This window comes from Micromonospora sp. ATLC16 (assembly GCF_057196645.1).
On the sequence record NZ_JBXUOW010000106.1, the window covers coordinates 1 to 11,623 of the forward strand.

11 protein-coding genes, 1 tRNA gene and 2 pseudogenes are annotated in these 11,623 nt (G+C 70.4%); 8 read left to right on the forward strand and 6 right to left on the reverse strand.

All coding sequences use genetic code 11. The features are described 5' to 3' along the window. The 3 genes and pseudogenes from AC2CHE_RS25435 to AC2CHE_RS25445 all read left to right on the forward strand — a co-directional run. Window positions 1-890 (forward strand): annotated as a pseudogene (locus AC2CHE_RS25435) (sensor histidine kinase); the annotation flags it as partial. Window positions 891-986: 96 nt separating this feature from the next. Beyond that, entirely contained in the window at window positions 987-1,577 is a 591-nt protein-coding gene (locus AC2CHE_RS25440) for a hypothetical protein (protein WP_484507369.1), read from the forward strand. A 305-nt stretch (window positions 1,578-1,882) separates the two neighbouring features. Continuing rightward, window positions 1,883-2,587, forward strand: coding sequence for a glycosyltransferase family 2 protein (locus tag AC2CHE_RS25445; RefSeq protein ID WP_484507371.1), 705 nt, complete (start codon window positions 1,883-1,885; stop codon window positions 2,585-2,587). Window positions 2,588-2,681: 94 nt separating this feature from the next. Here AC2CHE_RS25445 and AC2CHE_RS25450 read toward each other — a convergent pair. Beyond that, window positions 2,682-2,810: pseudogene (locus tag AC2CHE_RS25450) on the reverse strand (transketolase); the annotation flags it as partial. Window positions 2,811-2,856: 46 nt separating this feature from the next. On the opposite strand from AC2CHE_RS25450, the gene soxR reads away from it, so the two are divergent. After that, entirely contained in the window at window positions 2,857-3,324 is a 468-nt protein-coding gene (soxR, locus tag AC2CHE_RS25455; protein WP_484507372.1) for a redox-sensitive transcriptional activator SoxR, read from the forward strand. Between the two features lie 6 nt (window positions 3,325-3,330). Here soxR and AC2CHE_RS25460 read toward each other — a convergent pair whose 3' ends face one another. Further along, complete coding sequence (locus AC2CHE_RS25460; protein ID WP_484507373.1) at window positions 3,331-4,308, reverse strand: NAD(P)H-quinone oxidoreductase; 978 nt, start codon at window positions 4,306-4,308, stop codon at window positions 3,331-3,333. 149 nt (window positions 4,309-4,457) lie between these two features. On the opposite strand from AC2CHE_RS25460, the gene AC2CHE_RS25465 reads away from it, so the two are divergent. Further along, window positions 4,458-4,544: transfer RNA gene (locus tag AC2CHE_RS25465), tRNA-Ser, on the forward strand. Window positions 4,545-4,599: 55 nt separating this feature from the next. Here AC2CHE_RS25465 and AC2CHE_RS25470 read toward each other — a convergent pair. After that, window positions 4,600-4,845 carry a hypothetical protein gene (locus AC2CHE_RS25470; RefSeq protein ID WP_484507374.1) on the reverse strand — a complete coding sequence of 82 codons (246 nt, stop codon included), beginning with the start codon at window positions 4,843-4,845 and terminating at the stop codon, window positions 4,600-4,602. A gap of 244 nt (window positions 4,846-5,089) precedes the next feature. Next, window positions 5,090-5,248, reverse strand: a complete 159-nt coding sequence (locus AC2CHE_RS25475) for a hypothetical protein (RefSeq protein WP_484507375.1) — start codon at window positions 5,246-5,248, stop codon at window positions 5,090-5,092. A 149-nt stretch (window positions 5,249-5,397) separates the two neighbouring features. Here AC2CHE_RS25475 and AC2CHE_RS25480 point away from each other — a divergent pair, with 149 nt between their 5' ends. Further along, entirely contained in the window at window positions 5,398-5,931 is a 534-nt protein-coding gene (locus AC2CHE_RS25480; protein WP_484507376.1) for a YbhB/YbcL family Raf kinase inhibitor-like protein, read from the forward strand. 149 nt (window positions 5,932-6,080) lie between these two features. Here AC2CHE_RS25480 and AC2CHE_RS25485 read toward each other — a convergent pair whose 3' ends face one another. Beyond that, on the reverse strand, window positions 6,081-6,791 hold the full coding sequence (locus tag AC2CHE_RS25485) for a class I SAM-dependent methyltransferase (protein ID WP_484507377.1): 711 nt from the start codon (window positions 6,789-6,791) through the stop codon (window positions 6,081-6,083). 211 nt (window positions 6,792-7,002) lie between these two features. Between AC2CHE_RS25485 and AC2CHE_RS25490 the strand changes: the two genes are divergently transcribed. Then, complete coding sequence (locus AC2CHE_RS25490; protein WP_484507378.1) at window positions 7,003-8,829, forward strand: hypothetical protein; 1,827 nt, start codon at window positions 7,003-7,005, stop codon at window positions 8,827-8,829. Between the two features lie 13 nt (window positions 8,830-8,842). Here the strand turns inward: AC2CHE_RS25490 and AC2CHE_RS25495 are convergent, their stop codons facing one another. Further along, the gene (locus tag AC2CHE_RS25495; protein WP_484507379.1) at window positions 8,843-9,631 is read right to left on the reverse strand and encodes a hypothetical protein; all 789 of its coding nucleotides are present in this window, start codon (window positions 9,629-9,631) and stop codon (window positions 8,843-8,845) included. A 285-nt stretch (window positions 9,632-9,916) separates the two neighbouring features. Here AC2CHE_RS25495 and AC2CHE_RS25500 point away from each other — a divergent pair, with 285 nt between their 5' ends. Beyond that, window positions 9,917-11,431 carry a peptide deformylase gene (locus AC2CHE_RS25500; protein ID WP_484507380.1) on the forward strand — a complete coding sequence of 505 codons (1,515 nt, stop codon included), beginning with the start codon at window positions 9,917-9,919 and terminating at the stop codon, window positions 11,429-11,431. Window positions 11,432-11,623 lie beyond the last annotated feature (192 nt).

An 11,623-nucleotide genomic window follows, 5' to 3' on the forward strand; every position in this document is an offset into this window, starting at 1 on the left:
GTCGCGGGCTCGCTGCTCGCCCCGCGGCTGGCCCCACCGATCCGTCGGGCGGCTCTCGTCGCGGCCCGGCTGCGGGCCGGCGACCGTACCGTCCGGGTGCCGGTCGAGTCGCCGGCCGAGGTGGCCGACCTGGCGTACGCGCTGAACGGGCTGGCCGCCGCGCTGGCCACGAGCGAGGGACGACAGCGGGAGTTCCTGCTCTCCGTCTCGCACGAACTGCGCACCCCGCTGACCGCGATCCGTGGCTACGCCGAGGCGCTGGCCGACGGGGTGGTCGAACCGTCGGCGGCGGCCGAGACCGGCCGGACCATGCTCGCCGAGGCCGAGCACCTCGACCGGTTGGTCACCGACCTGCTCGCCCTGGCCCGCCTGGAGGCGGTCGACTTTCCCCTCGAACCGGTGCCGGTGGAGCTCGCCGGTCTGGCCGTTGACGCCGGTCGGACCTGGGCTGACCGGTGCTCCTCGGTCGGGGTGACGTTCCGGACGGAACTGCCGGGGCACCCGGTGCCGGCGTACACCGACCCGGGGCGGATCCGACAGGTGATCGACGGCCTCCTGGAGAACGCGCTGCGGATGGCGCCCCCCGGTGCGCCGGTGGTGCTGGCGGTCCGGCCAGCCGGCGCCGACCCGGGCGCCGGTGGGGTGATCGAGGTCCGCGACGGCGGCCCCGGGCTGACCGACGACGACCTGACGGTGGCCTTCGAGCGCGGGGCGCTGCACCAACGCTACCGAGGGCTCCGCAAGGTCGGCAGCGGGCTCGGGCTCGCGCTCGCCGCCGGCCTGGTCCGCCGGCTCGGCGGTGAGATAAGCGCCGGGCACGCTCCCGAGGGTGGTGCCGCGTTCACCATCCGGCTGCCGGGATTCCTTACCTGACCCGAACGTCGGCCTGACGGTCGGCTCATCCGGCCGGTCCACGCTGACAGCACGGATCTCCGCCGGCCTTGGCGACGAGATCCGGCAGACCAGCACCGACGAGAGGACGAGGAATGGCACGCAGGGGATCCTTCACCGCCACCGGCGCGCTGCTGGTGACGGTCGCGTTGGCCGCCGCCGGCTGCGGAGTGGGCCGGGCCGAGCGGGGCACTATGCAGGAGAGCGCCGTAGAGGTGGTCGCCGCGATGGGCGTGGAGGGGCAGGCGCTGGCCGCGCTCGGCCTCGATCCCGAGGAACTGGACGCCGACGCGAGCACGGCCGCGCAGGTGGAGCCGACCTCGGGCGCGGCCGGCAAGCGCAAGGAGCGGGTCGAGGAGTGGCGCAAGCGTCGGGCGGCCCGGGTGCTGCTGCGCAAGAACACGCTGCACGGCGACGTCGTGGTGCAGACCAGGGACGGCGGCACGAAGACGGTCTCGGCGCAGCGCGGCGAGGTGACCGCCCTGGCCGACAACAAGATCACGGTCAAGTCGACCGACGGCTTCACCCGGACCTGGACCTTCACCGACGACCTGCGGGTGATCGAACGGCGTAAGTCGATCGCCTCCACGGACATCGAGGTCGGCACCAAGCTGGGCGTGGCCGGCACCGTGAACGGCGAGCAGGCGCAGGCCCGTCTGATCGTCGTACCGTTCGACCAGAAGTGACAGCGGACCCGCCGGGCCTGGCGCGGTGATCGAACCAGATCACCCGGTGCCGGACCCGGCGGACCCGTCTGCTCTCGGCGTCAGTAGACCCGGGAGCCGATGAAGTCGTCCCGCCGGTAACCCGAGCACGCGTGCCGGGCACGTAGGTGCCGACCCCTTCGCCGGAGATCTGGCTGTCGCCCATGGCGATCAGTGCGGTACGGCGCTGGTCGAGCGGGCGGATCGCCATCGTTGGTCGTCGCCACTCGGCTGACCTGCCGGGCTAGGCTATGGCCGACACGTTACCCGCCCTCGTGGAGATTCCCGTGAAGCTGTCGATCCTCATGCCGGTCTACAACGAGGAAGAACGCGTAGCGGATGCCCTCAAGCAGGCGCTGGCGGTCGAGTACCCATGCGAGATCGAGCTCGTGGTGGTCGACGACGGCAGCCGTGACGGCACCGGGGAGATCCTCGGACGCGCAGACGACGCCCGGCTGCGGGTCATCACGCACCAGCGCAACGCGGGCAAGGGCGCGGCCATTCGTACGGCGGTGGCCAACGCCGAGGGCGAATACATGGTCATCCTCGACGCCGACCTGGAGTACGACCCACAGGACATCCCCAAGCTGCTGGCCCCGGTGCTGGACGGGCGGGCGACGGTGGTCTACGGCAACCGCACCTTCGGCAGCCACAGCGCGTACAGCTTCTGGTACGTGATGGGCAACAAGAGCGTCACCATGGCGGCGAACGTGTTGTTCAATTCCTACATCGGAGACCTGGAGACCTGCTTCAAGCTGATGCCGGTCGCGCTCTACCGCTCGTTGGACGTCCGATCCCGAGGGTTCGGCATGGAGGCAGAGGTGACCGGCAAGCTGCTGCGTCGCCGCATCCGGCCGTACGAGGTGCCGATCAGCTACCGGGCCCGGGGCCGCGAGGAAGGCAAGAAGATCACCTGGCGGGACGGCGTCGAGGCGATCTGGATCCTCGGCCGCGAGCGCACCCGTCGTAACCCCGACGCCTCGGCCCGCTGACCGTCCGCCGGCACGCGCTCAGACCAGCACCGGCGACAGAAACTCGGTGATCGAGCGGCGTAGTCCGGCTGCGTCCAGCCAGTCGGCCGGGAGAGGTCGACAGGACATTCGCACCGAACTCCCGGCCGGCGCGAACGCGCTTCAGCAGCGGTGCGACCGGATTGCGCCCGTCGAGGGGTGCGGCGGCCTCGGCGACCCGGGCCGTGGTGGCGAGTGTGGTCATATGGATAACCTGCAAGTTGAAGCGAGGTTCAACTCAAGGCGACGTGATGCAGGAAGCATTGACCATCGGTCAACTCTCCGCCCGCAGCGGCGTGGCGCAGTCCGCCCTGCGCTACTACGAGCGGCTGGGGCTCATCCGGGCCGAACGGACCAGCGGCAACCAGCGCCGCTACCACCGCACCGAGCTGCGTCGGGTGGCGTTCATCCGGATCGCCCAGCAGGTCGGCATCTCACTTGAGGAGATCCGTGCCGCGCTCGACTCGCTGCCCGCCGCCCGTACCCCCACCGCCGAGGACTGGGCCGAGCTCTCGACGACCTGGCGGACCCGGCTGGACGAGAAGATCCGGCTGCTGAGCCGGCTCCGCGACGACCTGGACGCCTGCATCGGTTGCGGCTGCCTGTCGCTGCGCCGCTGCACCCTCTACAACCCGGAGGACAATCTGGGTAGTGGGGGCCCCGGAGCCCGCCTCGTACTAGTTTCCCGGCCGGCTGCCGTGTCGGTGGACGGCGCGTGACCAGGCTCAGCCGACGGTGAGCAGGACCTTGCCGACGTGCTCGTTGGACTCGACGAGCCGGTGCGCCCGCACCGCGTCGGTGATCGGCAGTCGTCGGTCGATCACCGGCCGCACCCGGCCCGCCTCGACCAGCGGCCAGACCTGTTCGCGTACCCCCCGTACGATCGCCGCCTTCTGCTCCAGCGGCCGGGAACGCAGCGCGGTGGCCGCGACCGTGCCGCGCTTGGCCAACAGCGCACCCAGGTCCAACTCACCCTTGCGACCGCCCTGCATGCCGATCACCACCAGCCGCCCGTCGGCGGCCAGGGCGGCCACGTTCCGGCCCAGGTACGACGCGCCCATGATGTCCAGGACGACATCCGCGCCCCGGCCGCCGGTGGCCCGCCGGACCTCCTCGACGAAGTCCTGCTCCCGGTAGTCGACAAGCAGGTCGGCGCCCAGCTCACGCAGCTGCTCGTGCTTGGTGGCCCGGGCGGTCGCCACCACTGTCGCGCCGAGCGCGGCACCGAACTGGATCGCGAACGTGCCGATCCCGCTGCCCCCACCGTGCACCAGCAGCGTCTCTCCCGCCGCCAGGCGGGCCACCTGCACCACGTTCGACCACACCGTGCAGGCCACCTCCGGCAACCCGGCCGCGTCGACCAGGTCGACGCCGGCCGGCACCGGCAGCAGCTGCCCGGCGGGCACGGTCACCCTTTCGGCGTACCCGCCGCCGGCCAGCAGCGCGCAGACCTGGTCACCCGCTCGCACGTCGGCCACGTCGGGACCGGTCGCGCTCACCACCCCCGAGCATTCCAACCCGAGGTACGCGGGCGCGCCCGGCGGCGGCGGATAGTGCCCCTGCCGCTGCAACAGGTCGGCCCGATTCACCGCCGTGGCCCGCACGTCCACGACCACCTCACCCGGACCTGGCTGCGGGTCCGGCACCTCGCTCCAGCTCAGCACGTCAGGTCCGCCAGGCTCCGCAATGGTGATCGCTCGCATGGCCACAGTCTTACCCCATGCCGGGCCGACTCCACGTTGGCGACCCGGGACACCAGCCAGCGCCGGTGGTCACGGCGCACCGGTAGCTCGGCCGTTCACTGACGCACGCGGCGTGGCAGACTGGGCACGGCCGCGCACCGCGTGGTCCGGGAGGGTTCGCCTAGTGGCCGATGGCGCTGGTCTTGAAAACCGGTAAGGCAGCGATGTCTTCGTGGGTTCGAATCCCACACCCTCCGCCCCTGCCCAGCGAGCAGGAGCCCAGCGGCGGTCCGGATGCTTGTCGCGAGCGGCTCAGCCCGCCGTCAGCGCCGCCAGGGCGCGATCCATCGCGGCGTTGAGCTCCTCCGGCTTCAGCGGTAGCCGGGACTTGACCTCCCGGCTCCACTGGTCCGCGAGTACCTCGGCGGAGCCGGCCTCGACACCGTCGAGCGCCGCGTCGGCCAGATCCGACGGTGCGATCTTGACCACGGGCCAGTCCGCGGACATGTCGGTGTCGGCGATGTCGAGCGGCAGCGCCTCGACCCCGGGCAGATCCACGGTCTTCGGCCGACGGGCTGTCGCGTAGACCTTGCGGGCACACCGACGCCAAGCAGCGAGCCATGCTGCGCGCCGAGCGCGACCGTATCCAGGGGTCGACGACCTGAAGGCCGCCGTGGACCGCCTCGACGAGGTAATCGCGATCAGCGACGGGCACCCGTAGGGGCTATCGGTCGGACTGCGCACCAGCGATCCACCGAAGGTCACCGACGAGGTGGCGCGATCGATCTGGCTGCCACCCGCATCAGGTACTTTCCGGGGGGCGTTTCCGCTGCTCCTCCCGGATCTTCTCGTCGGCGAGCCGGTCCAGTGCCCGACGGCGCTCGTCGCTGAGCGCCGCCTCGTCACGTCGACGGAGGGCATCGATGACGGCGGTGATGAAGTCACGCCAGACCCCGGCCAAGAGACTCCTTCGCTAGTTGTTGCAGGGTGACAACTTCCGTGAGGCGCTCTCGGTTACGGCGGACTTGGGGCCGGTTCTGTCGAATGTCAGCGCGTCACAGGGTATGAAAGGGACGCAGAACACCACTTCCACCGGAAGGACCTGTGTCGATGACCCTGGAACGTCCCATCGCTCCGGACCCGTACGAGCTGCTGCCGACCGTCGCCTCCTTCACGCTGACCAGTGACGATGTGCGGAACGGTGAGCCGATGGACGCGGCTCACGCCCACGGCAGCACCGGTGGCGACAACGTCTCGCCGCATCTGGCCTGGTCGGGCTTCCCGGCGGAGACCAAGGGCTTCGTGGTGACCTGTTTCGACCCGGACGCGCCGACCGGCAGTGGTTTCTGGCACTGGGTGCTGGTCAACCTGCCGGTCGACGTGACGGAGTTGCCACGCGGCGCGGCCGAGAAGGACCTGAAGGGCGCGTTCACCGTACGCAACGACTACGGAGAGCACGGCTTCGGCGGTGCCGCGCCGCCGCCCGGTGACCGTCCGCACCGGTACGTCTTCGCGGTGCACGCCCTCGACGTCGAAAGTCTCGACGTCACCCCGGAGTCCAGCCCCGCCTACGTCGGCTTCAACCTGGCCTTCCACACCCTGGCCCGAGCCACCACCCGCCCCACCTACCAGATCACCGGCTGACTCCCCCCTTACCCCCCCAGCCCGTGTTGATCATGAGGTTAGCGGCGAGTTCGATCTCGAAAAGTGCCGCTAACCTCATGATCAACGGGACGCGGCGTGGGGGCGCGGGGGGGCGGGGCGGGATGGGGGGCGGGGTGGTGGGGGTGGGTTTAGGAGGGGGTGCGGGCTACGGCGAAGACGGACTGGCCGAAGGGTGGGCGGACCAGTTGCTCGGCGGCCTTGGTGGCGGGGAGGACCACGGTGTCGTAGACCTTCACCATCGGGCCCTCCTTCGGCATCAGGCGGAAGACCTTCGTGGCCATGAAGTAGCCGATCAGGCCGAGCGCGTTCGCATAGTGGATCTTCTCCACCCGCAGGCCGGCCTCGGTCATCGCGTCGGCCAGGGTCTTCTTCGTGTACCGCCGGACGTGGCCGGTGGCGATGTCCGCCGGGCTCATCGCGAACTGGAACGCCGGCACGATGATGACGACGGCTCCGCCGGGCCGGACCAGTTGGCCCATGCTGCGCAGCGCTCCGACATGGTCCTCGATGTGCTCCAGGACGTTGTACGACACCGCGGCGCTGTAGTCACCGCGTTCTCCGTGGGGAAGCAGCATCTGGCGTACCTCGATCGAGGGTCGGTCAGCCAGGCGCTCCTTGAGGGCCACCAGGCGGTCCGGGTCGGCCTCGGTGGCGGTGAACCGGGGGAAGTTCTCGCTCCACTCCAGGGCGTAGTCGCCGAGGCCGCTACCGATCTCGATGGGGTTGTCACCCAGGTAGGGCAAGGCCAGCTCGACGAACCAGCGCCGGTGATTGACCGCCGTGGCGAGGCCTTCCAGGACCTCGGACTGCACGCGCTGATCCCCAGTGATTTCTGCCATGCGTCGATTCCTCACGATGCGACTCGACCCGTGCCGGGACCGACAGAGTGAACCATCCGCCCGGACGGCGGGGATATCGGGGCCCGTGATGGCCGAATTAACGGTCGGGGTTGGGGCACGATCGGTGATAGCCAGAGAACTTGACCGATACTACGGCACTGTCCCGAACCCTGCACCCTGACCGCGTGGGCCGACTACGCTATGAATTGTTATGACTACTCCCGATTCGGGCCGACCTGACGCGCAGTCCGAGGCGGGAAGGGCTGCCGTCCGGCCGGGACGCGTGGGTGGCGAGGGCGGCTCGGGGCGGTGGCGGGACGCGGTGGCGGTGGCGAGCTCCACCGCACTCGGCTTCTGGGTCACTGGGCGGATGTGGCTGAACCCTGGTGACGGTATTCGCGACAATCCGACCGACATGGCGCAATTCGAATGGATGCTCGCGCACGGTGCCCGAATTGTCACTGAATTGGCCTATCCGTTCTCGTCGGATCGGATGAATGTGCCGGAATCAGTCAATCTGATGGCAAATACGTCAGTTCTGTCCGTATCGCTGCCGATGACGCCGATAACCCTGCTCTTCGGCACCCGGGCCGCGTTCCTGCTCTTTCTCACCCTCGGCATGATCGCCACCGCCACCGCCTGGTACTTCCTGCTCTCCCGCGTGGTGCTGCCCGGTGCGCGCGGGCCGGCCTGGCTGGGCGCCACGTTCTGTGCGTACGCGCCAGCCATGGTCTCCCACGCCAACGCGCATCCGAACATCGTGTCGCAGTACGTGGTGCCGCTGATCATCTGGCGTACCCTGCGGCTCGCCGGCCCCGGGCGTTGGCTGCGCAACGGTCTGCTGCTGGCCCTGGTGATCGTCTGGCAGGCGTTCCTGAACCTGGAGATCCTGCTGATGACCGCGATCGGCCTCGCCGTGGTGATCGTCGCGATGGTGATCGGTCGGCCCGGACTGCGGGCCCGGATCCGGCCGTTCGCCGCCGGGCTCGCGACGGCCGCCGTGGTCTCCGCCGTGCTGCTGGCCTACCCGCTTTACGTGCAGTTCTTCGGTCCCGGCGCCTACCACGGGCTGCCCTGGCTGATCCGGGGCTACTCCACGGACCTGGCCTCGTTCTTCGCCTACTCCCGCGAGTCGCTGGCCGGTGACGCCCGGAGCGCCGACGGACTGGCCAAGAACCCGACCGAGGAGAACGCCTTCTTCGGCTGGCCGCTGGTGATCCTCGTGGTGGCGCTGGTGTGGTGGCTGCGGCGCAGCGCCGTGGTGCTCGGTCTGGCCGCGCTCGGGCTGCTCTTCGCGGTGCTCTCGCTCGGCCGGGAGATCCGCTTCGACCGGCGTGGAACGGGAGTACCCGGGCCGTGGGCGCTGCTGGAGGACCTGCCGGTGCTGCACTCGGTGGTGCCGACCCGCTGGGCGCTGGCCATCACCCCGATCATCGGGCTGATTCTGGCGTACGGAGCGGCGAAGGTCCGCGAGTTGACGGCCCGGTATCCGGACCGCCGGTCGCAGCTCCGCTTCGCCGCTGCGACCGGACTGGCGATGGCGTTGGTGCCGGTGCTGCCCACCCCGCTGCCGACGAAACGGCTCGAACCGGTCCCCGAGTTCGTCACCTCCGGTGCCTGGCGTCCCTACCTGACCGGTGGACGCAGCGTGGTGACCCTGCCGCTGCCCGACACCGAGTACGCGGAGCCGTTACGCTGGTCCGCCCGTACCCGGCAGGAGATGCCGATCGCTCGTGGCTACTTCCTTGGCCCGGACACCCGGCCGGGCCGGGACCGGGTCGCCCTGTTCTCCGCGCCCCCGCGCCCCACCAGCAGCTTCTTCGGCACCATCCGACGCACCGGCGAGGTGCCGCCGATCAGCGAGCGGACCCGGCGGGATGCGGTGGAGGACCTGCGGTACTGGCGGGCCGGCGTGGTCATCCTCGGGCCGCACGAGCACGCCGACGCCCTGCGTACGGGGATGACCGAGTTGACCGGCGTCGAGCCCGGGTACGCCGGTGGCGTCTGGATCTGGGACGTGCGCCCGCTGACGGGATGAGCGACGGGCCGACTCAGCTGCCGATGCAGCAGCCCTGGCAGACCTTCGGCTTGGGCAGGGTGAAGGCCAGGCAGCAGGTGCGGCGCTGCACGGTCGGCTCGCCGTTCGGGCCGGGCACCAGCTCCACCAGGTCGGCCAGGCCGAGCGCGTCGAGCAGCGTCTCGATCGCCTCGACCGCGGAACCGGGCAAGCTGTCGGCGGCCCGCAGCAGCCCGTGGGCGATGCCGGACGCCACCGAGCCGAGGAGGGTACGGGCGCCGATGCGGACCTCGCCCTGGATGGCGGAGACCACCGGCGACAGGTGCCCGTCCAGCAGCGTGGCGCGCAGTGCGGCGAGCAACTCCCGTTCATCGGCCACCACTCGGACCTGGGGCAGCCCGGCGAGCGCCAGCGGATCGCTGGGCAGCACCGCGATCGGGATCGACTCGCGTAGGCCCACGGTCACCAGGGTGCGCCGATCGGCGAAATGGATCAGCGCCTCGTGGTGGTCGAGCAGCGGCACTCGCCGAGCGGTGGCCCAGCTGAGCACCACCGGGAGCGACGCCCAGTAGCTGTACGCCTTCCAGGCGAGTGCGGCGGAGGCGTGTGGGGTGCCGCTCCAGAGCCGGACCGCCGATTCGAGCAACTCCGGCAGTCGCGTACCGGTCAGGGTGGTCGCCGGGGCCCAACCGGCCTCGTCGGCGACCAGCAGGCCCGGGGCCAGACCGGGAAGGTCGTCGGTGCCGAACATGGCCCGCAGGGCCGTGGTGACCGGAGTCAGGGGTGTGGTGGCCGGATCCCGGAGGGGCAGCACCGCTGTCATCTGATCCACCCCCGCGTCACCTGACCCACTCGATCCGAAGCGTCCATGGTTGTACTAAGGCTAGCCTAACCACACTCTCGGGCGCGGGGGAACCCGACGGTGGGGTGAGGTGGGCGACCTGGGTGGCCGGGCGGGGTAAAAACTACTGAGCGTGTTGGCGCGGAGACTCGGGGCAGTATCGGTAGGAATCGCTCATCAGTCAAGGCTCTTGTCAACTAGGTGCCAGATGTGTGTGCGGCCGGCAACACAACGTGAAACTTGGTACTCCCGGCCACGAGGAAGCTGATGACGACCTCACCGCTCGATCGGGCTGCCGACTCCTTCGCCGCCGAACTCGCCCGGCACCGGACGGAGCGGGGGCTGTCCAAGAAACAACTGGCTACCCTGATGGGCTTCGACCCCTCGTACGTCAGTCACGTCGAGGGACGCCGGCACCGACCGACGGAGGACTTCGCCCGCCGCGCCGAGGCGGTCCTGGAGGCCAGCGGCGCGATCTGGCAGCGCTTCCGAGAGTACGACGACCTTCGCCACGCCCGCAGCGACCGCAACTACCGGGAAGCCAGCCTGCCCGGCCAGTGGATGCCTCCCGGCACCGGTCTGATCGTCGAACGTGAGACGGCCGTCCTCACCCACACCGACGACGCCTACCGCTGCGTCATCCGGCGCGAGCTGTACAACGCCGGTGTGGAGCCGGTCACCCGATACCTGATCCGCGTGGCCGTGGACCGCTACCCCAGCGACCCGGGCCGCTCCAACCGCCACCACCGGGAACACCCGCTCAGCTTCGCCGAACTGCAACTGGTCGCGTGCCGAGACGAGTTCGGCGAGCGGGAGACCATGCACTGGCGTGCCAAGCACGACCGGGACGCGTTCAAGGAGATCTGGCTGCTCTTCGAGAACGGCGAACGCCGCTTCCCGCTCTATCCCGGCCGCCGCGCCACCATCGAATACGCATACACCGTCGGGCGGGACAAGTGGGGGCCGTGGTTCCAGCGCGCTGTCCGCGTACCGACCCGGCACCTCGCCGTACGTCTGGACCTGCCGGTAGCCCTGGATCCGCAGGTCTGGGGCGCGGAGACCTCGCTCTCGGCGGAGGAGGGCCCGCTGCGGACGGCGGTGACCCGCCGCGACGAGGGCGACCGGGCGATCTTCGACTGGGCGACCGACGAGCCGCCGCTCAACGCCCGGTACCGGCTGCAGTGGCGATTCCGGGCCCAGCCGGAGCCCGAGGCGGACGGTGGGCGCGTCCGACCGTCGGACCGGATGCGTGGGCTCGGCATCGTGCAGCGCGGCGCTGATCTGCTGCGCCAGCCGGCCCGCCCGTTCGACCTGCCGCGCGAGGAACCGCTCGCCCGGGAGATCGTCGACCGGCTGATCACCGCGCTGGCCCGGCTGGACGAACTGCACCCCTTCACCAAGGGGGTGGGAATTGCCGCCCCGCAGCTCGACATCGACCGAGCCGCCGCGGTGGTCCGCCCGCCGGACCGCACCGCCGAGCCGGTAGTGCTGCTCAACCCCCGGGTGGTCGACGCGGCACCACACACCGACGAACAGTACGAAGGCTGCCTCTCCTTCTTCGACCATCGCGGGCTGGTGCCGCGACCGCTGCGCCTGGATGTCGAACACGCGCAGTTCGACGGAGGTCGACTCATCACGTCCTTCGAGTTCGGCATGGCCCGGCTCGTCGCGCACGAGATCGACCACCTGGAAGGCCGGCTCTACGTCGACCGGATGGCACCCGGAGTGCCGCTGGTGCCGATCGAGGAGTACCACGAATCCGGCCACCCGTGGCGCTACTGAAACCGATAGCCGTACCGGCCGGGCACGGTGCGCGACCCCGCCCGTCCGGGTGGGAAAGACGGCCGGACGGGCGAGGTGGCGCGGGGCGGTGCCGGTCCGCCCGCTGGGGGGCCGGGGGGGGGGGGGGCCGCGGGGGGGGGGGGGGCCCCCCGCCCGGGGGGGGGCGGGTTATTATATATTTTCAGAATTTGT

What these genes read in the sequence shown, in the direction of transcription:
- AC2CHE_RS25440 (WP_484507369.1), top strand. Translation starts at nt 987, where the DNA reads ATGGCACGCAGGGGATCCTTCACCGCCACCGGCGCGCTGCTGGTGACG.
- AC2CHE_RS25480 (WP_484507376.1), top strand. Translation starts at nt 5,398, where the DNA reads ATGACCCTGGAACGTCCCATCGCTCCGGACCCGTACGAGCTGCTGCCG.
- AC2CHE_RS25460 (WP_484507373.1), bottom strand. Translation starts at nt 4,308, where the DNA reads ATGCGAGCGATCACCATTGCGGAGCCTGGCGGACCTGACGTGCTGAGC.
- AC2CHE_RS25495 (WP_484507379.1), bottom strand. Translation starts at nt 9,631, where the DNA reads ATGACAGCGGTGCTGCCCCTCCGGGATCCGGCCACCACACCCCTGACT.
- soxR (WP_484507372.1), top strand. Translation starts at nt 2,857, where the DNA reads ATGCAGGAAGCATTGACCATCGGTCAACTCTCCGCCCGCAGCGGCGTG.
- AC2CHE_RS25485 (WP_484507377.1), bottom strand. Translation starts at nt 6,791, where the DNA reads ATGGCAGAAATCACTGGGGATCAGCGCGTGCAGTCCGAGGTCCTGGAA.
- AC2CHE_RS25490 (WP_484507378.1), top strand. Translation starts at nt 7,003, where the DNA reads ATGACTACTCCCGATTCGGGCCGACCTGACGCGCAGTCCGAGGCGGGA.
- AC2CHE_RS25500 (WP_484507380.1), top strand. Translation starts at nt 9,917, where the DNA reads ATGACGACCTCACCGCTCGATCGGGCTGCCGACTCCTTCGCCGCCGAA.